The 25,595-nt window shown below is 63.1% G+C and carries 23 protein-coding genes, 2 rRNA genes and 1 pseudogene; 14 read left to right on the top strand and 12 right to left on the bottom strand.

Translation table 11 applies throughout. From position 1 onward, the window contains the following. Positions 1 to 91, top strand: a 23S ribosomal RNA gene (locus AB1402_05300); the annotation flags it as partial. Positions 92 to 130: 39 nt separating this feature from the next. Further along, a 5S ribosomal RNA gene (gene rrf, locus AB1402_05295) occupies positions 131 to 244 on the top strand. Positions 245 to 401: 157 nt separating this feature from the next. Here rrf and istB read toward each other — a convergent pair. The 9 genes and pseudogenes from istB to AB1402_05250 form a co-directional block, all read right to left on the bottom strand. Then, positions 402 to 1,103, bottom strand: coding sequence for an IS21-like element helper ATPase IstB (gene istB / locus AB1402_05290; GenBank protein MEW6541011.1), 702 nt, complete (start codon positions 1,101 to 1,103; stop codon positions 402 to 404). Positions 1,104 to 1,149: 46 nt separating this feature from the next. Further along, positions 1,150 to 2,681: pseudogene (istA, locus tag AB1402_05285) on the bottom strand (IS21 family transposase). A gap of 277 nt (positions 2,682 to 2,958) precedes the next feature. After that, positions 2,959 to 3,348, bottom strand: coding sequence for a PIN domain-containing protein (locus tag AB1402_05280; protein MEW6541010.1), 390 nt, complete (start codon positions 3,346 to 3,348; stop codon positions 2,959 to 2,961). After that, the gene (locus AB1402_05275) at positions 3,333 to 3,611 is read right to left on the bottom strand and encodes a hypothetical protein (GenBank protein MEW6541009.1); all 279 of its coding nucleotides are present in this window, start codon (positions 3,609 to 3,611) and stop codon (positions 3,333 to 3,335) included. Before AB1402_05275 ends, AB1402_05280 begins: the two co-directional genes overlap by 16 nt. Positions 3,612 to 3,750: 139 nt before the next feature. After that, entirely contained in the window at positions 3,751 to 4,113 is a 363-nt protein-coding gene (locus AB1402_05270) for a nucleotidyltransferase domain-containing protein (GenBank protein ID MEW6541008.1), read from the bottom strand. Further along, positions 4,070 to 4,459, bottom strand: a complete 390-nt coding sequence (locus AB1402_05265) for a HEPN domain-containing protein (GenBank protein ID MEW6541007.1) — start codon at positions 4,457 to 4,459, stop codon at positions 4,070 to 4,072. The genes AB1402_05270 and AB1402_05265 overlap by 44 nt, the downstream gene beginning before the upstream one ends. 61 nt (positions 4,460 to 4,520) lie before the next feature. Beyond that, positions 4,521 to 4,955, bottom strand: coding sequence for a PIN domain-containing protein (locus tag AB1402_05260; GenBank protein MEW6541006.1), 435 nt, complete (start codon positions 4,953 to 4,955; stop codon positions 4,521 to 4,523). Next, entirely contained in the window at positions 4,945 to 5,187 is a 243-nt protein-coding gene (locus AB1402_05255) for a CopG family transcriptional regulator (GenBank protein ID MEW6541005.1), read from the bottom strand. Before AB1402_05255 ends, AB1402_05260 begins: the two co-directional genes overlap by 11 nt. A 66-nt stretch (positions 5,188 to 5,253) precedes the next feature. Then, positions 5,254 to 5,595, bottom strand: a complete 342-nt coding sequence (locus AB1402_05250; GenBank protein MEW6541004.1) for a hypothetical protein — start codon at positions 5,593 to 5,595, stop codon at positions 5,254 to 5,256. Here AB1402_05250 and AB1402_05245 point away from each other — a divergent pair. Together AB1402_05245 and AB1402_05240 are read left to right on the top strand one after the other, a co-directional pair. Continuing rightward, positions 5,569 to 5,988, top strand: coding sequence for a 4Fe-4S dicluster domain-containing protein (locus AB1402_05245; protein MEW6541003.1), 420 nt, complete (start codon positions 5,569 to 5,571; stop codon positions 5,986 to 5,988). The genes AB1402_05250 and AB1402_05245 overlap by 27 nt on opposite strands. Continuing rightward, positions 5,988 to 7,727, top strand: a complete 1,740-nt coding sequence (locus tag AB1402_05240) for an aldehyde ferredoxin oxidoreductase N-terminal domain-containing protein (GenBank protein MEW6541002.1) — start codon at positions 5,988 to 5,990, stop codon at positions 7,725 to 7,727. Before AB1402_05245 ends, AB1402_05240 begins: the two co-directional genes overlap by 1 nt. 82 nt (positions 7,728 to 7,809) lie before the next feature. Here AB1402_05240 and AB1402_05235 read toward each other — a convergent pair whose 3' ends face one another. Next, the gene (locus AB1402_05235; protein ID MEW6541001.1) at positions 7,810 to 8,607 is read right to left on the bottom strand and encodes an epoxyqueuosine reductase; all 798 of its coding nucleotides are present in this window, start codon (positions 8,605 to 8,607) and stop codon (positions 7,810 to 7,812) included. A gap of 241 nt (positions 8,608 to 8,848) precedes the next feature. Here AB1402_05235 and AB1402_05230 point away from each other — a divergent pair, with 241 nt between their 5' ends. The 3 genes from AB1402_05230 to AB1402_05220 all read left to right on the top strand — a co-directional run bounded on the left by AB1402_05230 (position 8,849) and on the right by AB1402_05220 (position 15,091). Beyond that, the gene (locus AB1402_05230) at positions 8,849 to 12,859 is read left to right on the top strand and encodes a PAS domain S-box protein (protein MEW6541000.1); all 4,011 of its coding nucleotides are present in this window, start codon (positions 8,849 to 8,851) and stop codon (positions 12,857 to 12,859) included. 82 nt (positions 12,860 to 12,941) lie between these two features. After that, on the top strand, positions 12,942 to 13,520 hold the full coding sequence (locus AB1402_05225) for an RNA polymerase sigma factor (GenBank protein ID MEW6540999.1): 579 nt from the start codon (positions 12,942 to 12,944) through the stop codon (positions 13,518 to 13,520). Positions 13,521 to 13,762: 242 nt separating this feature from the next. Beyond that, the gene (locus AB1402_05220; GenBank protein ID MEW6540998.1) at positions 13,763 to 15,091 is read left to right on the top strand and encodes a hypothetical protein; all 1,329 of its coding nucleotides are present in this window, start codon (positions 13,763 to 13,765) and stop codon (positions 15,089 to 15,091) included. A 103-nt stretch (positions 15,092 to 15,194) separates the two neighbouring features. Here AB1402_05220 and AB1402_05215 read toward each other — a convergent pair whose 3' ends face one another. Both AB1402_05215 and asnB read right to left on the bottom strand, forming a co-directional pair. Further along, on the bottom strand, positions 15,195 to 16,352 hold the full coding sequence (locus AB1402_05215; protein MEW6540997.1) for a PRK06851 family protein: 1,158 nt from the start codon (positions 16,350 to 16,352) through the stop codon (positions 15,195 to 15,197). 333 nt (positions 16,353 to 16,685) lie between these two features. After that, entirely contained in the window at positions 16,686 to 18,530 is a 1,845-nt protein-coding gene (gene asnB, locus AB1402_05210; protein ID MEW6540996.1) for an asparagine synthase (glutamine-hydrolyzing), read from the bottom strand. Between the two features lie 410 nt (positions 18,531 to 18,940). Here asnB and AB1402_05205 point away from each other — a divergent pair, with 410 nt between their 5' ends. The 7 genes from AB1402_05205 (at position 18,941) to AB1402_05175 (ending at position 25,595) form a co-directional block, all read left to right on the top strand. Beyond that, the gene (locus tag AB1402_05205) at positions 18,941 to 19,276 is read left to right on the top strand and encodes a P-II family nitrogen regulator (GenBank protein ID MEW6540995.1); all 336 of its coding nucleotides are present in this window, start codon (positions 18,941 to 18,943) and stop codon (positions 19,274 to 19,276) included. Between the two features lie 135 nt (positions 19,277 to 19,411). After that, positions 19,412 to 20,809, top strand: coding sequence for an ammonium transporter (locus tag AB1402_05200; protein MEW6540994.1), 1,398 nt, complete (start codon positions 19,412 to 19,414; stop codon positions 20,807 to 20,809). A 253-nt stretch (positions 20,810 to 21,062) separates the two neighbouring features. Beyond that, the gene (gene nifH, locus AB1402_05195; GenBank protein ID MEW6540993.1) at positions 21,063 to 21,905 is read left to right on the top strand and encodes a nitrogenase iron protein; all 843 of its coding nucleotides are present in this window, start codon (positions 21,063 to 21,065) and stop codon (positions 21,903 to 21,905) included. Further along, the gene (locus AB1402_05190) at positions 21,906 to 22,223 is read left to right on the top strand and encodes a P-II family nitrogen regulator (protein ID MEW6540992.1); all 318 of its coding nucleotides are present in this window, start codon (positions 21,906 to 21,908) and stop codon (positions 22,221 to 22,223) included. It abuts the gene before it with no gap. Positions 22,224 to 22,301: 78 nt separating this feature from the next. Next, positions 22,302 to 22,667: a P-II family nitrogen regulator gene (locus AB1402_05185; GenBank protein MEW6540991.1), complete on the top strand. Its 366-nt coding sequence runs from the start codon at positions 22,302 to 22,304 to the stop codon at positions 22,665 to 22,667. 23 nt (positions 22,668 to 22,690) lie between these two features. Beyond that, entirely contained in the window at positions 22,691 to 24,139 is a 1,449-nt protein-coding gene (locus AB1402_05180) for a nitrogenase component I subunit alpha (GenBank protein MEW6540990.1), read from the top strand. Then, entirely contained in the window at positions 24,123 to 25,595 is a 1,473-nt protein-coding gene (locus tag AB1402_05175; GenBank protein MEW6540989.1) for a nitrogenase component 1, read from the top strand. Before AB1402_05180 ends, AB1402_05175 begins: the two co-directional genes overlap by 17 nt.

Raw genomic sequence — 25,595 nt, 5'->3', positions numbered from 1 at the left:
CCCCTGGTAGAATACCAGGTAGATAGGCCGGGCGTGTAAGCTGGGCGACCAGTTCAGCGGACCGGTACTAATCGGTCGAGGGCTTGATCTTAAAAATCCACGCTGTGCAGTTTTGAGGGAATATTGAATTTCCGGTGGCAATGGCGGAGGGGCCACACCCGTTCCCATCCCGAACACGGAAGTTAAGCCCTCCAGCGCCGATGGTACTGGGGCCTGCCCCCGGGAGAGTAGGACGCCGCCGGAGCTAAATATAAAGCCCCCTGGAGTTTCTCCAGGGGGCTTTATATTCGGTTTCTCCACCCTGCGCATTCCGGTGAATCCGTACACCTGTTCCGGGGTTTTCGTCCAGGTGTCGGAGCGAAGCGACGCTGGTTATGGGAATAGTACCCAAGTGTACGGAATCAGTCAAGCTTGGTCAGGATCTTTCGCATAGACTCCCCCCTCAATTCGATCTTGTAGGCGTTGTGTACCAGGCGGTCGAGGATCGCGTCGGCCAGAGTGGCGTCGGTCAGGAGGTCGTGCCAGTTGCCGACGGGAATCTGGCTCACCACCAGCGTGGACTTGGTCTGGTTGCGGTCCTCGAGAATCTCAAAGAGATCCCGGGCTTCGGTGAGTTGAAAGGGAGACAAGCCCCAGTCATCGAGAAGCAGGAGGTCGGTCCGCTGCAACTTGCGCACCAGGGAGTCGTAGCTGCCGTCGGCGCGGGACAGGGCAAGGGTGTGAACGAAGCGGGAAACGCTCCAGTAGCGCACCTTGAACCCCAGCCGGCAAGCTTTGTTGCCCAGGGCGCAGGCGATGTACGTCTTGCCCACTCCGGTTGGTCCAGTGATGATCACGTTGTGATGTGCCTGGATCCACTGGCAGTTGGCCAGGGAGAAAAAGGCGGAACGGTCCAGGCCCCGGGAGTGCCGGAAGTCTACGTCCTCCACGCAGGCCGGTTGCTTGAGGTGGGCCTCTTTGAGGCGCCAGGACAGTCGGCGGTTTTCGCGCAGGTCGGCTTCGCGGTCGACCAGTAGGCCCAGGCGCTCTTCAAACGAGAGCGCGTCGGTCTCGGGCTGGGAGAGTTGCTCCTTCAACGCCCGGGCCATACCGGCAAGTTTCATCTGATGCAGTTTGTCCAGGGTCTGCTGCAGCACGGTTCTCACGCTCCTAGTTGTAGTAATCCCGGCCCCGGATGTTGGCGTGTACGGGAACGGGTTTGACCGGTTTTAGCTCCAAGGCCACTTGGTCCAGTCCGGTTTTCAGGACGGAGTGCACGCTCTTGTAGGAATAGGCCTTGATTATCAGGCAGCGATGGCAGGCAGCCTCCAGCCTCTCGATGGGGTAACGATCGGCCAGCCGGATGATGCCCAGGCAGGCCCGGTAGCCCTGCTCGGGGTGCGGTTTGGATTGCAGGATGGCTTCCACCAAACGGCCCGTGTGTGGACCTTTCTGGGCTGCCCAGCGGATGATGCGCGACGGCGTCCACTCAGCGTGTTTCTGGTGAGCCTTGGGCCGGTGTTCCGGGCAGGTGGTGGCCCGGCCGGGGATATAGCTGCGTGCGTGGCTGGCCACCCGGCGGTGACGGTAAAGTACCTCCACCAGATGGGGCCCCAGGCGGACGTCCACCCGTTCGCCCACTAACTGGTGTGGAACGCTGTAGAAATGGCGATCCACCTCGATGTGGTAATCGATGTTCACGTGGGCCGTCTTCCACTCGACGAACGGGTAGCGCTGGGCCGGCAGGGGCTTTAAGGCCGGAAGGTCGAGCTTTTCATAGAGTTCGCGCCGGGTGGTGGGGAGTCTCTTAAACCGGCGGTTGTTGAGCCGCTCCAGGAGTTCTCGGATGGCGCCATTCAGTTCGGTGATGCTAAAGAAGGTGCGGTTACGGAGTGCGGCCAGGATCCAGCGCTCCACGATCTGGACGCCCACCTCGACCTTGGCCTTATCCCTGCCATCTTATCCCGTCAATCACTGACAAATAATCCTGGCAGGGACACCGCGGCGCCGTAGTGGACGGTCATGTCTTGGTAGACCGCGTTGAGTTCGGGTTCGTAGCGGCACGGCTTTTTGACACCTGTTTTGAGGTTGTCCGGCACAATGATCTCGGGCACCCCGGCGAAATACTCGAAGGTGCGGATGTGGGCCGTGATCCAGTTGGCCAGGTTCTGGTTGATGAAGGCTTCCACGTAGGTATAGTTGCTGGCCCCGAGCACGGCCACGAAGATGTAGGCTTGAGTAATCTCGCCGGTTTCACGGTCAACGATGGTGATAGTCTGGCCCGCCCAGTCCACGAACACTTTTTCACCAGCCCGGTGCTCCTGGCGCATCGTGAGGTCCAGCTTGCCGACTCCCTTGCGGTAGTGCTCACAGAACTGGGTGTACTGGTAGCCGTCGGGGTGGGCTTGCTTGTACTCGTGCCATAAGAGCTGGAGGGTGACACCCTTTTTGCGCATCTCGGCATGCAGATAAGCGATGTCCGGCAGCGGCCGGTCCGGCCGGAACTGGGGGCGCCGGAACAACAGCGCCTCCAGGCGGGCGTCATCCATGTCGGCCGGTAGGGGCCAACCGATACCCGCAGCCTTGGCCCGCTGTTCGTAGTCGCGGACGGTGCTGTGACCAATATTGCAGCTGCGTGCCACTTGGCGGGTGCTCAAGCCGGTGCCGAAACGCAGCCGTAGCGCTTCTCTGACTTTGCGCATGGATAACCCCTTTCTCGGCATCTCTACCATCCACATCCCTTGCTGTTTTCCTTGATGGTAGAGCATATGCCCAGGTTTATCCAGCGCCGCCCCGGCTCGCCAACTTCCTAAAGTCTCTGTGTTTCGGTGGAAACCGTCCACCCATTTCGGTCAGCGATCAAAAGTGGACGGTTTAGACCGAAATGACTGTACAGATTCGTCCGAAACGAGTGGACGGTTTCCACCGAAATGGGTGGACGGATTGGGCCGAAATCCGCACCACCCAAACCCAAAAACGCTACATTCCTGATAGATCCTCCGTTGCCACGTCCGGAAAGTCTTTCACGTTCCCCGTCATCACCGTTAAGTGGTGGACTCTCGCCGTGGCCGCGATCAGGGCGTCGGCCATCGCGATCGTCCGCCCCTGCGCCCGTCGGCGCCGCCGTATCCCGGCTGCATCCCGCGCCACGACAACGTCGACCGGCAGCACCTCCCAGGCCGCCAGCAGATGCTCCACGGCCTCCCGGGCTCTGGTCGTCTGCGCCCCGGTCATCAGTTCATGGTAGACAACAGCGCTCGTACACACTTCTCCGGCCGCCACCAGCCTTTCCAGCATCCCCTGGACCGCTGAGGGTAACCGGCCGGTAAGGTGGTCGATCAGCACACAGGTATCTACGAGGTAGGCCATACCGGCACATCCCGCTCCTTGCCGCGTAACTCCCGCACCCACTTGCCCGCGGGCGCGGCGCTCCATTCCGGGGCATCCTCCGCCGCCAGCGCGCCCCGCACGGCCCTGAAACTCTCCAGCGCCAGCTCCCGGCGCAAACGCTCGGCGACGGCGCGCACAATGAAATCGGTCTTCGTCGTTCCATGCTTCTTCAAATAAGCGTCCAATTGCTTGATCAAATCGACCGGCATCCGTACATGTATCATTTGCGTGTCTCGTTCCATTGTAACACCCCCTGTATCGGTTAGTATATCACATCCTGCTCCCGTCAAGAACCCCCGCCGGGCAAACCGTCGATGAAGTCGTGCCGGCTACCTCGCGCTGCCGGGAAAACCACCTTTGTCCCGGGCACTTGTTTTCCGGTCAAACCAGCGGCATACTGGTGCGGGCTATGGTTTTTGCCAGGGATTTGCCGTTTTCCCGCCCCTCGGTCAGGGCGGCGCGGGTGACGACAAAGACCTCCACCGGTACCGGTGCCTGGAGAAATATGGTTTCGGCCAGGTCTCTTACGTGTGTGAACGGCAGCGGAAAGCCGTCAGGAACCACCACGGCAATATCGGCATCGCTGCGAGGGGTCGGCGTACCCCCGGCGTAGGAGCCGAAGAGCCGCACCTCCACGCCCGGAATCTCTTCTGTTAGCCGCCGGGCGCATTCTTTGAGCGTTTTCAGTACCGCTTCCCGGTTAACGAACCGTGTCACGGCAAAATTGGTAAACGGTTTCGGCATCGTTGATCGCCTGCCTTGCCTCGCCCTCGGTGTAATAATCTCGTGGGGTGCCGTGGTCGAAACCGTTGGGGTAGCGTGCCGGAATATAGTGTTTATCCAGGCGCTTGGCGGCCAGCAGGACGGCGTCGGGTATGCGGAGTAAGGTGGTGAGATCGATAAGCAGCCGGGTGACCGAATGGCCCCAGCCTTCGCCGCCGCGATGCTGCACCAGTGCCTTCACCGCTTTTTCGGCCGCCTGGTGAGCGGCGAAACAGGCCCACTCGTAATCACCCATCGGAATGGAATTGCGCGCATGCTGCAGGTCGTACCCCCCTTGGGTCAGCCAATCCATCGCCCTGTTGGCCATGAGTTTAAAATGCTCCTTTCCTGCTGCACGTCTTCGTTATCTTAAAAAGCGGTCTGTCGGGTTAACCGGGCATGAACGGGTTACGAGCTTCAATACCGTCATATAATTGGTTTGCATTGAGATCTTCTGTCCAGATATTTTTGCAACCCATTTCCTTGGCACTGCAAATAATCATGGCGTCCCAAAAAGATATTTTATTGCGCTGTTGAATATCAATGGCGTCTATTACACTTTTAAGCCCTGGTTTATGAAGGCGCCACCGACCAAGATCATCAATAATACGAACTGTTTCCAGCCGCGTTAAGGGGTGGGGAATTTTTTGCGTTAGGTTAACATAAAACTCCTGCAATACCTGAATACTCAAGCATCCCCTGCCCGAATCCCAAAGTTCTGAAACCAACGCCGAGGCACGCCGGTGTTTTTCGGTACTGCTTACATCGTATGCATAAATTAGAATGTTAGTGTCCACGAACTGGAGTTCAGCATCACCTGGCATGTAAATCGTCTCTTTTCCAGGCTATTTTCCCCTTTACCCCCAGGTCGAACCCTTTTTTCATAGCAGCAAGCTGTCTGGCCTTTGCTTTACTATAGGCGTCATCTTTTTCAACAATGTCTTCCAGGGTTTCTGCCAGAAGGCGGGAAAGGGACGTTTGCCTGTTTACAGCAATATGTTTTGCTTTTTTTAAAACGTCCTTGGGCACTGATATGGTAACATTCTGTTTTTCCATTCTTTTTACCCTCCACGCAACTAAGTGTAGCACATTTTACGTGAAGACGCAAGCCTCGTTGCCTCGTCATTCCGCAGCTCCTGACAGGCCCTCCACGACGCACCCGGGGTTGCCCATTAAACCGGAATTGGCACGGTCCACCTTGTCCGCCAGCCCTTTCTTGGCGAACCACTCGCGCAAAAGGGAGACGGCCTCGAAAACGGCGGGCGGGGCGCGGGTTGGAAACATTTCGGCCGGTTCGAAGCCGAGCAGGATGTCGGCCCGGCCGGACGGGATCATGGCGCCGAAGAGGTTCTGGCCGATGCGCACCTGCTTGGAGGAAAAGGCGCGGGTTGCGGCGAACTGAACGGTGAACAGAAAAGCAGAGGGGGCGTTCGGAAGGTGGCCCGGGTACTGACCGTGAAACACATGAACCGCTGCATCGCCTGCTATTCGTGCATGCTGGCCTGCACGCGCACCGTTTCCGGGCGGTTTTCCCTGGCCGCGAGCGCGATCCAGATCCGCACGCGCGGCGGGTTGCAGAGCAAGCTGGCCGCCGATGTGTGCCTGGGGTGCGCCGAACCGGCCTGTGCCGCCGCCTGCCCGCCGGAGGCCCTGCGGCCGCGCCCCGGGGGCGGTGTGCGCTTCACCCGGGCGCGGTGCGACGGCTGCGGGGCCTGCGTGGCGGCCTGTATCGCGCGCGTCATCCGGATGGACCCCGAAGACGACCGGCCCATCGTCTGCGTACAGTGCGGGGCTTGCGCGAAATACTGCCCGCACGACATCTTAGAAATGGCCGCGGTGCGCGAGGGGGGTGCGTGATGGTGCCGGAAGAGCGCGTCTTGAATATTCTGCACCTTGACCTGGACCGTCTGAGCTGGAAAAAAGAAACCCGCGCCGACCTGGGCGACTACCTGGGAGGGGTCGGCCTGGCGAGCAAGCTTTTCGCCGAACGGTGGCGGCCCACGATGCGGCCGTTGGACCCGGAGCAACCGGTGGTGCTGGCCATCGGGCCGCTTTCCACCGTGTTTCCGCTGGTTACCAAGACGGCGGCCGTATTCCACTCCCCCCTGACCGGGGAGTGGGGCGAGAGCTACGCCGGGATGCGGCTGGCCCTGGCGCTCCGGTTTGCGGGCTGGGACGCCCTGGTGATCACCGGGCGGGCCGCCCAACCGGTTTACGCTTCGGTTGCGCCGGACCGGGTGTCCTTCCGGGACGCGCGGGGCCTTTGGGGCCTTTCCACCGAGGAGACCGGGCGCATTCTGCGGGAGTGGGAGGCGGGGCGGGGGCACCGCAGCATCATCCGGATCGGGCCGGCCGGGGAGCGGGGCGTGGCCTTCGCCGGGGTGAACGTGGATACTTACCGCCATTTCGGGCGCCTGGGCCTGGGCGCCGTGTTCGGCGCCAAGAACTTGAAGGCGCTGGCGGCGTACGGGGACAAGAACTTTCCGATTCCGGACCGCAAGGCCTACCGGGCGGTGTACGACGAGGTGTTCCGGCGGGCGGTGAACACCGGCCTGCTGGAGAAATACCACGGGCTGGGCACGGCGGGGAACATTATGGTACTGGACGGCCTGGGCGCCCTGCCCACCAGAAACCTGCGGCAGAGCCGTTTCGAGCACGCCGCGCGGATCAGCGGCGAAGCGTTCGCGAAACAGACGCTCTTGCGCAAGCTGGCTTGCCCGGGCTGTCCGGTGGGCTGTATCCACATCGGTCTGTACCGGCGCCGGTTTGACACGGGCCATGAATACGAAAGCACCGCGCTGGCCTACGACCACGAGTTGATCTACGCTCTGGGGTCGCTTTTGGGCATCGGTGAAACCGACGGTGTGTACGCCCTGATCGAGAAGGTTGAACTCCTGGGTCTGGACGCGATCACCAGCGGGGTGCTGCTGGCCTGGGCGACCGAGGCCCTGGAAAAAGGCCTCCTCAGTGCGGATGAACTGGAGGTGCGGCTGGCCTTCGGGGAGCCGGAAGGTTATCTGGCCGCCCTGGACCGGGTGGTCGGCCAGCCGAACGACCTGTACCGGACCCTGGCCCGCGGGCTGGAAGCCGCGGCGCACACCTACGGCGGCCGCGACTTCGCCCTGACCCTGGGCGGCCACGAGATGGCCGGCTACCACACCGGGTACGGGTTCCTGCTGGGCCAAGCCGTGGGCGCCCGGCACTCGCACCTGTGCAACGCCGGGTACGCGGCGGACCAGGACTTGGGTCCGGATTTCGACGCGGGCGTCCTGGTGGACCGGCTGATCGCCGAGGAGAAGTGGCGCCAGGTCCTGAACAGCCTTTGCATCTGCCTCTTTGGGCGCGGGTTGTGGGACCGGGAGACGGTGCGGGCGGCCTTGGAATGCCTGGGGATCGAGGCCGGGGGCAGCTTCCTGACGGACCTGGGTGACCGGATTTTCCGGCTGAAGAACAAAGTGAAGCGGGAGATGGGTTTCGATTTCGGCACCCTGCGGTTTCCGCGCCGCTGCCTGGAGACGCCGACTCTGCAGGGGCGGTTGGACGAGGCGGTGCTTAAGGACCTTCTGAAACGCTACATCGCCAAAGCCGGCGTGTAACCCCGCGCGTCGCGCACTTAAAAGTGGACCTTCCCGGACATGCCGAAACACCCAAGACCTCCCCCGAGAATAGAATAAATGTTCATTTTGGCACACGGAGGGCGCACGGGCCGACCGCGCACCGGCCGCAGACATCGCAAAGCCCCAGGTCGCGGTAGTAGTCGCTTACCTCGAGCAGGCGCCGGTAGCACCGTTGCCGGTCCAGTCCGTCCCGGGAAAGTGCTCCGGTGGGGCAAAGCCGGACGCAGGCGGCGCAGTTCCCGCCGCGCCTGTGCAGGCAGTGCTCTTTCGCTGCCGGCGGGCCGGCCTTCAGCGGGGCGTCGGTGACCAGGCTCCCCAGCCGGCCCGCGCAACCGGCCCTGGTGATCAGCATGTGGTGGAGCCCGAAGGTGCCCAGGCCGCACAGGTAGGCGACGTGCTTGTGGGACCAGGCCGAGACCAGGGTGGCCGGATCGAAGTTGTGGGTGGGTTTTTGCCAGGCCGCTCGGGCTCCCGCCTTTCTCAGGCCGTCAACCAGTGTTTCACATACCAAACTGATCAGCCCGTTCGTTTCGAGGTAGGCTTCGGTCCATTGCCGGCTTACGTAGGGGTCGCGGCGGTGCGCGCGCACCAGTTCCGCGGAGAACGGCAGGAAAAAGGCCACCACGCTCTCGGCTCCGGGAAGAAGGTCCCGCGGTCCGAGGTGTCCGGCCCCCACGGCCTTTTTGAGCCGCTCGAAGCCCGGATCGTCGGCCCGGGCGAACCCGACGAGCGGGGTGCGGTAGGCGGTCCTTCCGGCGAACCGGTGGACCAGTTCGATGATCAGGCCCTTTAAGTACGCTTCCGTGACCGTGTGTCCCCCTTGCGCAATAGGCGTACCGACGGTGCGGCAGGCAATCATTCTCCGCGACCCCTTCCGTTACCTGCTCGCTGTTGCCGGAACGCGGTCATTTTCGAATTCAGGATCAGCGGGCCGATTACCCGCATCGGCACACCTCCGGCGCCGTAATTCCCCGGGTACGGACAGGGCTTTTATATGGGCGTCTAAAGCTCGGCGTGGTTGCTGCCGAAAAAAGAGCAGTATATACTAAAAATTATGCAAACTTACGCACTCAAAACGGCCCGGTGAAGGTGGTAAAACGGTGCGCTCGTCACGCGCGATCGGCTTGTTTCAAGAGTTGGTTGATCTTATTGAGGTTCAGCGACTGCAAGCGGATTTCTCGGCGGCCACCGGACTGGCCACCTCCATTCTTGATCCGGACGGGCAGGTGCTGACCAAATCCGGCTGGACCGATCTTTGCACTGTGTTTCATCGCGGTACCCCTGCTGCTGCCGCGCGTTGCCGGGAGAGCGACCGTCGAATTCTGGCCGAGGCGGCCCGCAATCGGGGTGAGGTGATACAAAACTGCGCGAACGGCCTGGTTATGGCGGCCACCCCGATTGTCGTCGCCGGGCGCCACCTCGCCACGATCATCCTGAGCCAGGTGTTTTTCGAATCTCCCGACGAGGACCGTTTCCGGTCTCAGGCACGTATGCTCGGCCTCGAGGAGGAGCCCTACCTGGAGGCGGTCCGGCGCATCCCGGTGCTGACGAAGAAGGAATTCCTGCTCAAAATCCGGTTCATCGGCAACCTTGCCGGGCTGATTTCGACCCAGGGTCAGCGCAATTGGGAGCAGAAGGCGTTGGAGGATGAACTGCGCCGGGAGCGGGTCCACCTGCAGGCTGTCTTTCAGGGTTCCGGCAGCGGTATGCGGATCATCGGCACCGACTATCGAATCGTCGAACAGAACCAGGAGATGGAACGGCTCTCCGGCGTGCCCGGGCGCGAGGCCGTCGGGCAAAAGTGTTTCCAGTCCTTTCATCACGCCTGCTGTGGCACCGCGGACTGTATCCTGCACCGGATTTTGGCGGGCGAGGAGCGCGTGCGGCTCGAAGTCGAAAAAACGCGGCCCGACGGCCAAAGAGTCGACGTCAGCCTGATCGCCACCCCGCTCAAAAATCCGTCCGGCAAGATCACCGGCGTCATTGAGAGCTTCGAGGACATCACCGAACGGAAACTGATGGAGGAAAGGCTCCGCACCTCCCAAAACGTCCTAAACTTGGTCTTCAACAACGTGTACGACGCTATTTTCATTCACGCGTCCGACGGCCGGATCATCGACGTCAACCGCAAAATGTTGGAAATGTACGGGGTCGAGCGCGATGAGGCCCTCACCCTGTCAATTCGTGATGACTTCTCCGGTCCGGACAACCCGCTGGACCAGTTGCCCAGGATATGGGAAAGAGTGCTGGCCGGGGAGTCCGAGCTTTTCGAGTGGCAGGCCCGCCGTCCTATTGATGGTTCAGTCTTTGATGTAGAGGTATTCTTGTGCCGGCTGGTCCTGAACGGGGACGAGGTCGTCCTGGCGACCGTCAGGGACATCACCGAACGGAAGCGGAGCCAAAAGGCCTTGCAGGAGAGCCATGAGGAACTCGAGACGGCCAACGAGGAGCTGGTCGCGGTCAACGAGGAGTTGGTCGCGGTCGAGGAAGAACTCCGGCAACAGATGGCGGCGCTGGAGCAGAGCCGGGAAGCCCTGGAGGCCGCCAACAGGCGGCTGGCGGACATCATTGAATTTTTTCCCGACGCCACCTTCGTGGTGAACCGGAAAAGAAAGGTGGTGGCCTGGAACCGGGCCTTGGAGGAGCTGACCGGCGTACCGAAGGCGGACATCATCGGCCGGGGTGTTCAAGTTTGCGCGGAAGCTTTCTACGGCGTACGCCGGCCGCTTTTGACCGACCTCATCATCGGCCGGGGGGGCCGGGACCTCGAAAAACGCTACGATTATGTCGAGCGCCGGGGGAACACCCTCTACGCCGAGGTGTTCATACCGATGGTGAAAAACGGGCGGGGCGCCCACGTATGGAAAACGGCCTCGCCGCTTTTTGATCAGGCGGGCAGACTGGTCGGGGCGATCGAGTCGATCCGCGATATTTCGGACCTCAAGCGGGCGCAGGAGGAAATCAGGACCCAGAAGGCTTATTTCGAACAGCTTTTCGAAAACTCGCCCCTGGCCATCGTCATGCTCGACGACCGGGACCGGATCATCAGCACCAACCGGGGATTTCAAAGCCTCTTTCAGTACTCGGCCGCGGAGGTCGCCGGCCGCCCGATCGATAGACTCATTACCCCACCGGAGCGGTCCGACGAGGGCGCCACTTTCACCTGCTTCGTCCGGGAAGGTGAAACAGTGCAGGCGGAGACGGTGCGCCGGCGCAAGGACGGCAGCCTGGTGGAGGTGAGCGCCCTGGGTTTTCCCATTGTGCTCGACAATCAACTGGCGGGCGCGTACGCGATATACGACGATATCGCGGTGCGCAAGCAGGCGCAAGCGGCGCTTTTGGAAAGCGAGGGCCGGCTGAAAACGGTACTGGATTCCATTCAGAGCGGGGTGGTGGTCATCGACGCCCAGACGCACCAAATCGTGAGCGCGAACCGGGTGGCCGCCGGAATGGTCGGCTGTCCCGCCGAAGACATCGTCGGTTCGGTCTGCCACCAATTCATCTGCCCGGCCGAGAAGGGCGCGTGTCCGATCACGGACTTCGGACAGAGCATCGACTGTTCGGAGCGCGTCCTGCTTAGAGCAAACGGCGAAATCGTATCGATCATCAAGAACGTGGCGCCGGTGTTTTTCAACGGTCGAAAGCACCTGATCGAAAGCTTCGTCGACATTACCGCGCGCAAACAAGCGGAGGAAGAGCTCACGAAGGCCAAGGCGCTCCTGGACGGGGTGCTGGATGCGATTCCGGACGTGGTCGGGGTTCAGGACTCCGACCACCGGATCATCCGCTTGAACCAGGCGGGTTACCGGTTGTTCAACCTGACGCCCAGGCAGGTCAAAGGGAAGAAGTGCTACGAACTGATCGGGCGTTCAAGCAGGTGCCGGCCCTGCGCCACCGAGAAGGCCTGGCGGACCAAGCGGCTGGAACGGGTGGAGAAGTTCGTTCCCGAGCTCGGCCGGTATCTGGACTGCCGCAGCAACCCCGTGCTGGATGAGAACGGTAATACCATCATGGTCGTGGAACAGTTCTACGACGTCACCGAGCGGAGGCTGATGGAGGAGCGTCTGCGACATTTGAGCCTGCACGACCCGCTGACCGGACTTTACAACCGGTACTACTTCGAGCAGGAGCTGCGCCGCGCCGAGGGGACACGCCAGGTTCCGATCGGCGTCATTGTGTGCGACGTGGACGGGCTGAAACTGGTGAACGATACTCTGGGCCACGACGCCGGTGACGCTTTGCTTGTGGCCACGGCCGCAGTACTCAAGCAATCATTTCGGCAGGGCGACATGATCGCCCGGGTCGGCGGCGACGAATTCGCCGTGCTGCTCCCCGGCAGCGGCCTGGAAATCGTGGAAGAGGCGGGCGATCGCATCCGGGAAGCGGTTGCGAATTACAACTCCACCAAACCCGAGATGGCCTTGAGCATCTCCGTGGGCTTTGCGGTGGCCGACGAGTCGCCGGTGAACGTGAAGGAACTCTTCCGGGAAGCGGACAACAACATGTACCGGGTCAAGCTGCACCACAGCCGAAGCGCCCGCAGCGCCATCGTCCAAACCCTGATGAAGGCGCTGGAGGCCCGCGACTTCATCACCGAGGGACACGCCGACCGCCTGCAGACTCTGGTGGTGGCCATGGCGGCGGCGCTTGAGCAAAACGAACGGATAATGACCGACCTTCGGCTTCTGGCCCAGTTTCACGACCTCGGCAAGGTGGGAATACCCGACCGCATCCTGTTCAAGGCCGGACCCCTGACTTCGGAGGAAGTCGCCGAAATGCGGCGGCACAGCGAAATCGGACACCGGATCGCTCTTTCCGCACCCGACCTGGCACCCATTGCGGACTGGATCCTGAAGCACCACGAGTGGTGGAACGGCGGGGGGTACCCGCTCGGCCTCAAGGAGGAGGAGATTCCCCTGGAGTGCCGGATTCTGGCCATCGCGGACGCCTACGACGCCATGACCAACGACCGCCCGTACCGCAAGGCGATGTCCCACCAGGACGCAGTGGCCGAACTGAAAGCGTACGCCGGGATTCAGTTCGATCCTTCGTTGGTTGAAGTATTTCTGAAGCTGTTCGACCGGCCGGCGCCGCCGCCGGACCCGGCCTGACCGGCTTTGCGCCGGCTGCCGGCCGGAACACCACCCGCAGAAAACTGCCCGCAGAAAACAGTATTGGAGCAACAAATAATCGATGGACGACCGTGAGGCCGAAAAAGAGCTGGTTGCCCGCGCCCGGCATTGCCCGGAGGCCTTCGGCCGGCTTTACGATCAAAACTATCCGGCGCTGCTCAATTATTGCTTGCGCCGGACGGGCGATGTTGAGCTGGCGCAGGATATCACCGCCGAAACCTTTGTCAAGGCGCTTAGAAATATCGGGCGCTTCGAATGGCAAGGGGGTTCCTTTTCGGCCTGGCTCTACCGCATCGCCGGCAATGAGCTCGCCGACTATTATCGTAAAGGCGCCTACAAAGCGGTTTCCCTGGAATACCTGCGGGAGAGCCAAGAATTTGAACCGGCGGCGCTTCACGAACTGGACGCCGAATTGATTGCCGCACAAGAAGAATTGGCGCGTCATCAGGAATTCTTGGCTTGTCGGCGGCAAATCGGCCGGCTGCCGCTTAAATACCAGGAGGTTATCGCTTTGCGTTTTTGGGCCGGCAAGAGCCATAAAGAGATCGCCGAGATTCTGGGCAAACCGGAAGGAACGGTCAAGTCGCTTTTGCACCGCGGTTTGGAAAGACTGCGGAATCAGTTGGGCAAAAAAACGTAAAAAATACTGCAACCTTTTTCCCGAGGCAGCGTTAATATGGCAAAGGGCTGAGTGAAATGAAAAAAACAACTGACGCCGACAGCAGGGAACTGCAGGCCATGCTGGAAAACCTCGAGCTTCCCGAGGTGCACTTGCCGGCACACCAGAGGCGCTTGAGAGATATGCTGCTTGCCTCCGGCCACTTCAAAAAAGAAGGTGCGCCGCTCTCAGCCCCCCAAAAAAACAGCGGGAGGATTAATATCATGAAACCAGGAAGATGGTCGCTCGTTGCCTCGCTTGTTGCGGTAGTTTTGGCTGTGGGTGCCTACATGGCTTTCTTTGCCGCCCCCCGGGCGGTGGCGGGCCTGGCTCTGCAGGTCAACCCGGCGGTAACCCTGACCCTCGGCGAGCGAAACACCGTCATCGATGCGGAAGGCTTGGACGCCCGGGGAGAGTCGCTGCTGGCCGGGTTGGAGCTAACGGGCCGAGAGATGCCGGAGGCGCTGCGTCTAATTGCGGACGCGCTGCATGAGGCCGGTTTGCTTGGCGATGAACGCCGGATACTGGTAGCGCTGCACCCGGTCGGGGACAGGGCGGGAGAGGCGGAGTTGACCGCCACGGCCGATACTGTGCGCCAAACGCTCGGCGGGTACTTGGCGGAGCACGGTCTGGCGGCGGAGGTCGCCAGCGTCGTGCTCACCGCCGAGCTGGCCGATGCCGCCCGCGCCGCCGGCCTGTTCCCGGCCGACTATGTTGACCTGGTGGCTGCGGTTGGATCCCCGGTGGCCATGCAGGCGCTCAACCTGCAAAGGGAGCTGGCCCTTGACCCGGTGCGGTTCAAAGAAGAATTCGGCACGATTGCGGCCGCGCTGATCGACATGACGGAGGCGGGAATAGCCGGAGACAATGCCCTGGCCGTCCTGAAGGGAGCCCTGACCGCCGACCCGGAACTGGAGGAGCTGGCCACCATCACGGCCGCGATGATTGATCTTCACCAAGCCGGAGCAACGCAAAAAGACATGATGTCCGTCTTTGCCCTGCTGGAGGAACGGGCGGCCGCAGGCGTGGAAAGGGCGCTGCTCCTGGAAGAAATCACTACTGTCACCGCCGCCAAAATAGATCTTATGGACGCCGGCGTTCCGGCAGCGACGGCGCTGGCGGTGCTCAGAACGGCTCTGCAGGCCGATCCGAAACTGGAAGAGTTGACCACCATCACGGCCGCGATGGCGGACCTCGTTGAAGAAGGACTGAGTGAAGAAGAAGCCCTGGCCAGGATTCAGAGGGCCATCAAGGCTGATCCCACCTTGCAGGACTTCGACGACTTGATTGAAGCTCCCGAGGAAAGAGAAGAAGCGTCTGGAGCTACCGAGGCCGGCCGGCCCCAGCCGGCTGAGCCTCAAAGAGAAAAAGCGCCTGGCGCCACCAAGCCGGCTGAGGAAAGAGAAGCAGCGCCTGGAGCTGACCAGCCGGCTGAGGAAAGAGAAGCAGCGCCTGGGGTTACCGAGGCCGGCCGGCCCCAGCTGGCCGAGCCTCAGGATGAACCTCAAGGGCCGGCCCTCACCCCCGGTGACGGGGCGAACGGAGAAAACTGAGTGCGCAACAAGGCGTGACCATGGTGAGGCCACCGGCGGGTGGCCTTTTTGTTATGTCAGGCCACAACAGTTTTTAATGGTCTAAAACGCAAGTTGGGATCCACTAACGCACGCCGCCGTCCGCGGGCACCCGCATCCGCTGGTGCCCGGCCTCGGCGGCGTAGGCTAGTACGCGCTGGAGCACTTCGTCCCGGCGGCGGTCGACGGCCGCGAAGTCCATGGCCGGGATGTAGAAGGTCTCCAGGTGGTCGTGGGTCCGCTTGGCCTCGCCGATGTAGCGCACCGCCCGGTTCAGGGCGGCGGTGAAGCGCTGCCCGGCGCTCATCAGCTCCACCTCGTACTCGGCGAGCCGGCCGCGGTCCAGGAAGACGTCCAGGTCGTACGCCGCCACCCGCAGCCCGGGCACGGTGCCCGGCTGGAAGCCGACCTCCTCCACGTCCTTTAAGACGGCCGCCTTAGCCGCCGGGATCACCACCAGGTCGGCCCGGTGCGGCTCCAGGGCGCAGTGGTACACCTCGGTATCGAGCCCCCGGGCGTGGGCGGCGCGGGCCACCGTCTCCACCAGGGTGGAGCGGCCGCTGCCCGGGCGGCCTTTCAAGTGGTAGAGCTGCTTCACCTCGGGCAATAGACTGCCGATGTGGTGGACCACGCCGTCGGGGGAGACGGCCGAGCGGAAGAGGTGCCTGGCCCGCGGCTCGGCCTCGTACCGGCCGGCCCGTTCGCCCAGGATCTCCCGGATGAGTTCGCCGGTCAGCCGGTTCACCGGGGCAAAGCGCATGCTCTCGGTGACGTAGCTTTCCATTTCGTCCCGGATCACTTTCGCCTCGGCCAGTTGGCTGTAGGCGGTGGCGAACAGGCGCCCGAGCCGCCGGTTTGCGGCCAGGATCTCTTCCCTGGCGGCCCGGAGCTTTGCCTCGTCCCAGTAGTCGCCCAGGTGGATGATCTCTGAGACCGCGCCCGGGTGCACCGGGTCGACCACGTGCGGGGCGGTGCCGTCCAACAGCGCCGTCCCGGCGGCCGGGATGACGACCCCGTCAAGCGAGCCGTTGTCCGAAGAGCAGTGGTGGTGCTCGATGTCAAACCCGCGGGCGAGCAGCTTATCCCCGATTTTGCGCATGAAGCTCGACTTCCCGACGCCCGGCCCGCCCTTGAGGATGAACACCCGGGCGGCGTCCGGGGGAACCAGGTGGTCGTAAAAGGAAAAGAAACCTAGCGCGGTGTTCCCCCCGGGGAACACGTGTTTAATTCTGCCGGTGCCCAATGGATGGCCCTCCTTCTAATTTCTGCGTGCGCTTTATCTCCCCGCCCAACGCCGTTGGTGAACGGGACTGACGCCCCCCCCGAAAGACCAAGTCACAGACAGGGTTCCAAGACCCGGTTGGTGAACGGGTCGGGTGCCTTGTGTGCCGCTGGTACATTGTACGGGCGCTGCCGACCGGCAGTCACCGAAGAACGCCGCCGGCACCGGTGCCAATTAATTCCTGCCTGCCTGTGCCGTAGGCAGACAGGTCCGGGAGCCATCCTTACTACCGGATGGTCACCCGGTACACAACTGCGGGATTCCGACGCCGGAGGGGTCAAAATGGTCTCCTTACTACCGGATGGTCACCCGGTACCCACGCAGCCAGGCGTCGACCTGGCAGAGGTAGGCGAAGAGCTGCGGGCCGGCCATCAGTTGCCCGAACCAGGTGGCGCCGGACGGGGAACCGTCCGTTCGGAGCAGTTCCCGGACGTAGGCGGTGTCGAGGAGCGCGGGCAAGGGTGAGGCCGGATCGTCCAGCACCTGCCGGAGTTTCGCCCGCACCGCCTTCAGGTAGCCGGGGTGGTGGGTCTTTGGGTAAGGGCTTTTGCGCCGGTGGAGCACCTCCGGGGGAACGACGCCGTCCAGGGCCAGCCGCAGGATGCCCTTTTCCCACCCGCCCCACGTCTTCATGCCCCAGGGGATGTTCCACACGTACTCCACCAGGCGGTGGTCGCAAAAAGGCACCCGCACCTCCAGGCCGGCGGCCATGCTCATGCGGTCCTTGCGGTCCAAAAGCGTGGTCATGAACCACATGAGGTTCAAGTAGAACATCTCGCGCCGCCGGGACTCGGCCGGGTCCTCGCCGGGCAGGCGGGGCACCTCGGCCAGGGTTTCGGCGTACCGGGCGGCCACGTATTCCTCCGGGCAAAGCGCCCGGGCCAGTTCCGGCTGCAAGAGGCGCATCCGCGCCCCGGTGGAGCGGGACCAGGGGAAGGTCCCGGCCGCAAGGTCCTCCTCCCGGTGGAACCACGGGTAGCCGCCGAACACTTCATCGGCGCACTCGCCCGACAGCGCCACGGTGAACTCCTTCTTGATCTCCCGGCAGAACAGGTAGAGCGAGGTATCGATGTCCGCCATGCCGGGCAGGTCGCGGGCCTGGACGGCCGGGCCCAGGGTGTCCAACAGTTCCGGGGTGTCGGCCCACACCGGATGGTGAACGGTGCCCAGCCGGTCCGAAACCAGGCCCACCCAGGCGGAATCCGCGTCGGGCTGGAACCGGTTCGGGCGAAAATACCGCTCGTTGTCCACGAAATCGATGGAGTAGGTGTGCACCGGGCCCCGGCCGTTCTTCGCGAAGGCGCCGGCGGCGAAGGCGGTCAGCGCGCTGGAGTCCAGGCCGCCCGAAAGCAGCGTGCACACGGGCACATCGGCGACCAACTGGCGCTCCACGGAATCCCGCAGCAGGGCGCGCACCGTGGCCGCGGTGGCCGCCGGATCGTCGGTGTGGGGGCGGCTCTCCAACGCCCAGTAACGCCGGATGCGGACGCCGTTCCGGTCGAGAAAAAGGCAGTGTGCGGGCTTGAGTTCCGAGAGGCCGCGAAACACCCCGTGCCCCGGGGTGCGGGCCGGGCCGAGCGCGAACACCTCGGCCAGCCCCTCGGCGTCCACCTCCGCCCGCACGGACCGGTGGGCCAGGATGGCCTTTTGCTCCGAACCGAACAGGAACGCCTTGCCTTGCACGCTGTAGAAAAGAGGCTTGACGCCCATCCGGTCGCGGGCCAGGAAGAGCGTCTGGTCGGACGCATTCCAGACCGCGAAGGCGAAAATGCCGTTTAAACGGGGGAGACAGTCCGCGCCCCACTCGATGTAGGCCAGCAGCAGCGCCTCGGTGTCCGAATGGCCGCGGAAAACGTGCCCGCGTGCCTCCAGGTCCCGGCGCAGTTCGGGGGTGTTGTAGAGTTCGCCGTTGTAAACCAGGACGTACTTGCGTTCCCCGCGCCGGCGGACCATGGGCTGGCCCCCTCCTTCCGGGTCCACCACGATCAGGCGCCGGTGACCGAGGGCCGCGTGCTCCGAAAGCCAGAAACCGGAGGCGTCCGGCCCCCGGGGGGTTAGGGTCGCGGTCATTTTCGCGATCACCGGGCGTTCCCGGCCGAGGTCCCGCTCCCAATCGATCCAGCCGGCGAGGCCGCACATCTGCAGTGGTTCCCCCTTTCTAAAAGCACAAGAAACAGCGCCACGACGAGTTCCGCTCAGAACTCTTGAACTCGTGGCGCCGTTGCCTTGAGTTATTAAAAGTCTTTCGGTTCTTCCCCATCTTACGGGGGAGAGCGGCGACTTGACATTGCCCTGGCTGGGCAATACCGCGGGAAATAATTCCATAGCTATAGCTCCATAGCATAGATTGTATACAGGATTCATTGCCGGAGAGGCTTGACGAAGGCCGGAGCGGCGGATACAATTACGGCGTAATCACATACCGGCGATACACTGAGGTATCGAAATCAGGCCAGCGGCGCCCTTCTTTTGGGGGGCGTCTATCTGTTTTCCAGGACCGGGCGGGTGGCCGGCCTCCGCGACGGTCGAACGAAAGGAGGTGAGGCGGCGTGAAGAAGATCGAGGCGGTGATCAGACCCGGCAAGTTCGAGGAAGTGAAGCAGGCGCTGGGGAAGTTCGGAATCAAGGGGATGACCGTCACCGACGTTTTGGGCTGCGGTCTTCAACACGGGCAGCGGGAAATCTACCGGGGCACGGAGTTCATCAAACTTCTGCCCAAGGTGAAGATCGAAGTCGTGGTGCAGGAGGCTGTGCTGGATCAGGTGATCGAGACAATCACCACGGTGGCCCGGACGGGCGAGGTCGGAGACGGGAAGATCTTCATCTACCCGGTCGAGACGGCGGTCAGGATCAGGACGGGTGAATCCGGTGACGCGGCCATTTAGCAGTCACCGAACTTTAAAGCAGGCAACGGCGCCTCGGCGGTGGAACCAATTGGTAGAACCATTAAATCCCCCGGGGTGCCTTGTTTTCCGGACAGGGATCATTCCCGGGCATCTGAAAAAGGAGTTGAAGGCACGATGCGGGTACAGGGAATTAAGGGGCGTTTGCGCTGGCGGGTGATCCTGCCGCTCACGGCCGCACTGACGGCGGTTCCCGGCCTGGCCCTGGCTGGCGAAGCGGCGGCGAGCCCGGCCGACACCGGTTTCGTTTTGATTTCGGCCGCGCTGGTAATGTTGATGATTCCCGGTCTGGCCCTGTTTTACGGCGGCATGGTTTCGCGGAAGAACGTGGTGAACACGTTGATGATGAGTTTTGCGATGCTTGGGCTGATCACCGTGGTGTGGGTGTTGTGGGGTTATTCCCTGGCGTTCGGCCCCGGCACCGCCGGTCTGATCGGTTCCTTGGACTTCCTGGGGTTTAAGGGTGTGGGGGCGGACGTCGTGTACACCCTGCCGCACGGCGCCTTCGCGGTATTCCAGATGATGTTCGCGGCTCTGACGGTGGCCCTGATTTCCGGCGCTTATGCCGAACGGATGCGGTTTTCCGCCTGGGTGATTTTCGGGGTGCTCTGGGCGACCGTCGTCTACTCCCCGCTCTGCCATTGGATTTGGGGCGGCGGCTGGATGGCCGGGCTGGGGGTGCTGGACTTCGCCGGTGGCAAGGTGGTGCACATCAGTTCGGGCGTCGCCGGCCTGGTCGGCTGCCTGGTGCTCGGGGCGCGCCGGGGCTTCGGGAAGCGGCCGATGCCGCCGCATCACCTGCCGATGGTGCTGCTGGGGGCGGCTCTGCTCTGGTTCGGCTGGTTCGGTTTCAACGCCGGCAGCGCGCTGGAGGCGGGTGCGCGGGCCGCGAACGCCTTCGTGGTGACCCAGATCGCCGCGGCGACGGCGGCCATGACCTGGGCCTTCGCCGATTGGCTGCGGCACGGCAAGCCGACCATCCTGGGCACGGCGTCGGGCTGCATCGCCGGTCTGGTGGCGATCACTCCGGCCGCCGGTTTCGTGACGCCTCTGGCGGCGATCGCCATCGGCTTCGGCGGCGGGCTGTTCTGCTTTGTCGCCGTGACGATTCTGAAGCACAGACTCGGCTATGACGACTCGCTGGACGTTTTCGGCATCCACGGCGTGGGCGGCATCTGGGGCGCCCTGGCGACCGGCGTCTTCGCCACCGCCGCGGTCGGCGGCGTGGACGGTCTTTTGGCCGGCAACCCGGCGCAGCTCGGCATCCAGGCGATCGGCGTGGTGGCCACCATCGTCTTCGTGGGCCTGGCCACTTTCGTCCTCCTGAAGCTCGTGGGCGTGTTCGTGCCGCTTAGGGCAAGCGCGGACGCCGAGGACACCGGTCTGGACATCGCGCAGCACGGCGAGGACGGCTACAGCGACTACGTGGGCGGCGGGGTGCTGTACCGCGAACCGCCGGGAATCCCGGCGACGGTCCGAAGCGAGGCCCCGGCCCCGTCCGGCGCGCGCTCTTGACCGAAGTGCTCGGTGTAAAACAGAATACCGGGGCGAGGAGGCCCCTGTCCGGACGGTGGCGTTTGGCGCAGGGGCCTCCCTATTTCCGGCCGGGGTAAGGCGAGGGCCGCGCCCACGACGATTCCTCGCCGCCACCGGGAGGAAAAAGGGGGACTGTCCCCCTTTTTCGGGGGGAGGTCCGAGCGGCAAGTGTTTTAAGTTATTATCCTGACCCTGTCTTGACCCTTAACTAACGAGGGAGGTGCGTTTTAAGGTGACCAGAAAGATCGCGATTTACGGCAAAGGCGGCATCGGCAAATCCACGACCACCCAGAACACGGCGGCGGCCATGGCCCATTTTTTTGGCCGGCGCATCATGATTCACGGTTGCGACCCCAAGGCCGATTCCACCCGCCTGGTCCTGGGCGGGATGATGCAGACCACGGTGATGGACACCCTGCGCGAGGAGGGCGAGGAGGCGGTTACCCTGGACCGGGTGTGCCTGCGGGGTTTCGGCCGGATCCTGTGCGTGGAGTCCGGCGGCCCCGAGCCCGGCGTGGGCTGCGCCGGCCGGGGGGTGATCACGGCCATCAACCTGATGGAGGACCTGGACGCTTACCGGGATGAACTGGACTTCGTGTTCTTCGACGTTCTGGGCGACGTGGTGTGCGGCGGGTTCGCCATGCCGGTGCGCGAGGGCAAAGCCCAGGAGATTTACATCGTCGCGTCCGGCGAGATGATGGCCCTGTACGCGGCGAACAACATCTGCCGCGGGATGGTCAAATACGCCGAACAGAGCGGGGTGCGCCTGGGCGGCGTGATCTGCAACAGCCGCCGGGTGGAAGGCGAACGGGAATTGCTGGAGGAGTTCTGCACGCTGCTGGGCACCCGGATGATAATGTTCATCCCGCGCGACAACATCGTGCAGAAGGCGGAATTCAACCGCCGGACGGTTACTGAGTTCGCGCCCGATTCCGGGCAGGCGGCGGTCTACCGGGAACTGGCGCGCCGGATCATTGAAAACGACCACTTCGTGATCCCGACCCCCATGACCATGGACCAGATGGAATTGCTGGTGCAAAAGTACGGATTACTCGACCTGGAGGAGGCGGGCTAGTTGAAGAAGATCACCGCCGTGGTCCGGCCGGAGCGGGCCGAGGAAGTGGCCCAAGCCCTGGCCGGGGCCGGGTTTTCGGCCCTCACCAAAATGGACGTCGCCGGGCGCGGCAAGCAAATGGGCCTGCGCATGGGCAGTGTCTACTACGACGAGTTGCCGAAGGCGATGCTGTGGCTGGTGGTGCAGGACGAGCACGTGGCGCGGGCCGTGGAGATCATCGGCCAGGCGGCCCGGACCGGGAACTTCGGGGACGGGAAAGTCTTCGTCAGTCCCGTGGAACAAGCCTACACTATCCGTACCGGCGCCAGAGAGTTGTAAGGGCGCCAGAGAGCTGTAAGGGCGCAAGAGAGCTGTAAGGGTGCGAGAGAGCTATAAGGGCGCGAGGGAGGCGGAGAAATGAAGGAAATCATCGCGGTAATCCGGCCGAACAAGATGCAGGCCACCAAGGAAGAACTGGCGAGAATCGGCTTTCCGTCCCTCACGGCGGCGAAGGTCCTCGGCCGCGGCAAGCAAAAGGGCCTGGCGGCGGAGGTGACTTTTGAACTGCCGGCCGGACTGGTCGCCCCGGAGGGTGGCATGCGCTGGATCCCCAAACGCATGCTCAGCCTGGTGGTGCCGGACCGGGACGCGGCCGAGGTGGTCGCCGCCCTGATCCGGGTGAACCGGACGGGCGAAATCGGAGACGGGCGGATCTTCATCTGTCCGGTCGAAGAATCCTACCGGATACGGACCGGCGAGAAAGGCGACCAGGCGCTGGTCTAACCAAAACCGAAGGGGGGAGACCGATGCCGTTTGTAAGGCTCAAGTGCAATGAGTCGATCCCGGAGCGGGATAAGCACACGTACATTACCGACTGCAAAAACCCGCTCGTCCCGCGGTGCAACGTGAACACCATCCCGGGGGATATGACCGAGCGCGGGTGCGCGTTCGCCGGCGCCCGCGGGGTTGTGGGCGGACCGATCACCGACGCCATTCAGATCGTGCACGCCCCGGTAGGATGTGCCTACTACACTTGGGCGACACGCCGGCACTTGTCGGACCAATATGCTTGGTCCGGGCCCGGGAGGCTCGACAACGTAGCGTTTAACCGGCGCTACTGCGTGGTGACCGATATGGAGGAAAAGGACGTGGTCTTTGGCGGCAGCAAGAAACTTCTAAAGACGGCGTTGGAGTCGATAAAGCTATTCCCGGAAGCGGCGGGGGTCATCATGTACACCACTTGCACCTCCGGTCTGATCGGAGACGATATCGGGCCGGTGGCCAAACAAATCGAGCAGGAGACCGGCAGGCTGGTGTTCTTTGCCGAGGCGCCCGGCTGTTCCGGGGTGAGCCAGTCCAAGGGGCACCACGTGGCGAACCGGCAGTTGTTCGGACAGATCAACGAGATCCGGCGCAAGCGACCGGAACTGATCACCCCCGAGGAGGAGCGCACACCGTACGACATCGCCTTGGTCGGGGAGTACAACATGGACTGGGACCTTAAGGTGATCCTGCCGCTTTTGGAGAGCATCGGGATGCGCGTACTGGGCACCTTTACCGGTAACGCCCGGATGACGGACCTGGTCCGGCTGCCGGATGCCAAGCTCAATGTGGTGCACTGCCAGCGGTCGGCGACCTACATCGCGGACTTGATCAAAGAAGGCTACGACCTTCCCTACGTCACGGCGTCGTTCTTCGGTATTCAGCAGACCAACAAGGCCCTGCGCAGGATCGCCGGCCACTTTGGGATGGAGGAGCGGGCGGAACAGGTCGTCGCAAGAGAGACGGCACGCCTCCAGCCGGCCCTGGACTGGTACCGGCGGCGGCTGGCCGGCAAGACGGTGGCGATCTACGTGGGCGGCCCGCGGGTTTGGCACTGGATAAAACTGCTCGAGGAACTCGAGATGAGGGTGGTGGCCGGGGCCTGCACCTTCGCCCACGAGGACGACTACGAGAAAATCAACGCCCGGGCCGGCGACGGGGTGCTGATCATCGACAACCCCAACGAATTCGAGCTCGAGGAGATGCTGGAAAGCTACAGGCCCGACCTGTTCCTGTGCGGCCTGAAAGAAAAATACTTGGGCCGCAAGATGGGCATCCCGACCTTAAACTCCCACTCGTACGAGAAGGGACCCTACGCCGGATACGTGGGATTCATCAACTTCGCCCGGGACATCCACCAGGCGGTGAGCGCACCGGTCTGGACCCTGGTGAACGGAAAGGAGACAGTATTTGATCATGTCGAGCATCGATGAGCCAATCCCCATCGAAGGCGTCACGTACCGGCAGCTCGAGATCGAGAAAAAGCCGTTGACCCCCGGGTACGTGCCGCGCGACCCGGCGCTGGTGCCCAAGGCCAACCGCGCGGCCGTGGTCAACCCGGTGCGGACCTGCATGCCCTTCGGCGCGATGTTCGCCGGACTCGGAATGCACCGGGGCCTGCCCTTCGTGCAGGGGGCGCAGGGCTGCACCACCTACGTGCGCTACACCTTCTGCCGGATCTTCCAGGAGCCGGCCAGCATCGCCAACGCCTCTTTCCACGAGGACGCCGCCGTGTTCGGCGGGCGGAAGAACTTCACCGAAGGGATCCGGAACTTGGTGGTGCGGTATAAGCCCCGGGTGGTCACCGTGGTTACCACCTGCTCCAGTGAGATCATCGGCGACGACATGGCCAGTTTTGTGAAGGTGGCGAAAAAGCGCCTGGTTTCCGAGTTGGGTCCGGAAGACGGCAACCGGGTGCGCCTGGTGCTGGTCAGCACCCCGAGTTTCGCCGGCTCCCACGTCGCCGGCTACGACCGGGCGTCCCGGGCCTTCCTGGAGACCCTGGCCGCCGACCACTCGCGGCCGAACAACAGGGTGAACATCATCCCCGGAATGCTGATGCCCGGCGATGTCCGGGAGATCAAGCACCTCCTGGCGGAGATGGGGGTGGCGGCGCACGTCCTGTTCGACATCAGCGACGTGTTCGACACCCCGCTGATGCCGCCCCAGACCCTGCCCTACTACCCCGAGGGGGGCACCCGGGTGGAGGAGGTCGAGGACATGGCCAACTCCATGGCCACCTTCGCCCTGTGCCCGAACGAGGGCGGGCTCGGGGCCCGCTACCTGGAGCAAAAGTTCGAGATCCCGGCGTTCGCCGGGCCGGTGCCGGTCGGAGTACGGAACACCGACCTGTTCCTGGAGCGCCTGGCCCGGGTCACCGGGCGCGAGGCGCCCAAGACACTGCGTGACGAACGCGGCCGGCTGCTCGACTTCATGGCCGATACCCTGCACCACACCATGATGAAAAAGGTGGCGCTGTTCGGCGATCCGGACCTGGTCACCGGCCTGACCCGGTTCGTGTGCGAACTGGGCATGGAACCGGTGGCGGTGCTTTCTGGAACGCAGACCAAGACGTTTGCGGCCGACATCGAGGGCCTCACGGGTGAGTTCGGCCACACTCCGGCCGTCTTTAACGGCTCGGACCTGTTCGAATTCGAGGAAACCCTCAAGACGATGCCCGTGGAGGTGTTGATCGGCAATTCCAAGGGTGCCGACATCGCCCGGGAACTCCGGATCCCGCTGGTCCGGACCGGACTTTTCGTGTACGACCGGGTCGGCTATCAGAAGCGCCCGGTAGTTGGGTACAGAGGGGGGGAACGGCTGCTGGCCGACCTGGTGAACGCGATCCTGGATTCGAGCTATCCCGAGGAGCGGACCCAGCAGCTTTAA

The organism is Bacillota bacterium, assembly GCA_040757205.1.
Taxonomy (GTDB): Bacteria; Bacillota; Desulfotomaculia; order Desulfotomaculales; family Desulforudaceae; genus Desulforudis.
The sequence above is the reverse complement of the archived record's forward strand: the minus strand, read 5'-3'. Positions and strand labels throughout refer to the sequence as shown.

What these genes read in the sequence shown, in the direction of transcription:
- AB1402_05280 (MEW6541010.1), bottom strand. Translation starts at nt 3,348, where the DNA reads ATGGCCTACCTCGTAGATACCTGTGTGCTGATCGACCACCTTACCGGC.
- AB1402_05265 (MEW6541007.1), bottom strand. Translation starts at nt 4,459, where the DNA reads ATGGCCAACAGGGCGATGGATTGGCTGACCCAAGGGGGGTACGACCTG.
- AB1402_05175 (MEW6540989.1), top strand. Translation starts at nt 24,123, where the DNA reads ATGTCGAGCATCGATGAGCCAATCCCCATCGAAGGCGTCACGTACCGG.
- AB1402_05200 (MEW6540994.1), top strand. Translation starts at nt 19,412, where the DNA reads ATGCGGGTACAGGGAATTAAGGGGCGTTTGCGCTGGCGGGTGATCCTG.
- AB1402_05225 (MEW6540999.1), top strand. Translation starts at nt 12,942, where the DNA reads ATGGACGACCGTGAGGCCGAAAAAGAGCTGGTTGCCCGCGCCCGGCAT.
- AB1402_05275 (MEW6541009.1), bottom strand. Translation starts at nt 3,611, where the DNA reads ATGGAACGAGACACGCAAATGATACATGTACGGATGCCGGTCGATTTG.
- istB (MEW6541011.1), bottom strand. Translation starts at nt 1,103, where the DNA reads ATGAAACTTGCCGGTATGGCCCGGGCGTTGAAGGAGCAACTCTCCCAG.
- AB1402_05255 (MEW6541005.1), bottom strand. Translation starts at nt 5,187, where the DNA reads ATGGAAAAACAGAATGTTACCATATCAGTGCCCAAGGACGTTTTAAAA.
- asnB (MEW6540996.1), bottom strand. Translation starts at nt 18,530, where the DNA reads ATGTGCGGCCTCGCCGGCTGGATCGATTGGGAGCGGGACCTCGGCCGG.
- AB1402_05270 (MEW6541008.1), bottom strand. Translation starts at nt 4,113, where the DNA reads ATGCCGAAACCGTTTACCAATTTTGCCGTGACACGGTTCGTTAACCGG.
- AB1402_05240 (MEW6541002.1), top strand. Translation starts at nt 5,988, where the DNA reads ATGGTGCCGGAAGAGCGCGTCTTGAATATTCTGCACCTTGACCTGGAC.
- AB1402_05235 (MEW6541001.1), bottom strand. Translation starts at nt 8,607, where the DNA reads ATGATTGCCTGCCGCACCGTCGGTACGCCTATTGCGCAAGGGGGACAC.
- AB1402_05180 (MEW6540990.1), top strand. Translation starts at nt 22,691, where the DNA reads ATGCCGTTTGTAAGGCTCAAGTGCAATGAGTCGATCCCGGAGCGGGAT.
- AB1402_05220 (MEW6540998.1), top strand. Translation starts at nt 13,763, where the DNA reads ATGAAACCAGGAAGATGGTCGCTCGTTGCCTCGCTTGTTGCGGTAGTT.
- AB1402_05260 (MEW6541006.1), bottom strand. Translation starts at nt 4,955, where the DNA reads ATGCCAGGTGATGCTGAACTCCAGTTCGTGGACACTAACATTCTAATT.
- AB1402_05185 (MEW6540991.1), top strand. Translation starts at nt 22,302, where the DNA reads ATGAAGGAAATCATCGCGGTAATCCGGCCGAACAAGATGCAGGCCACC.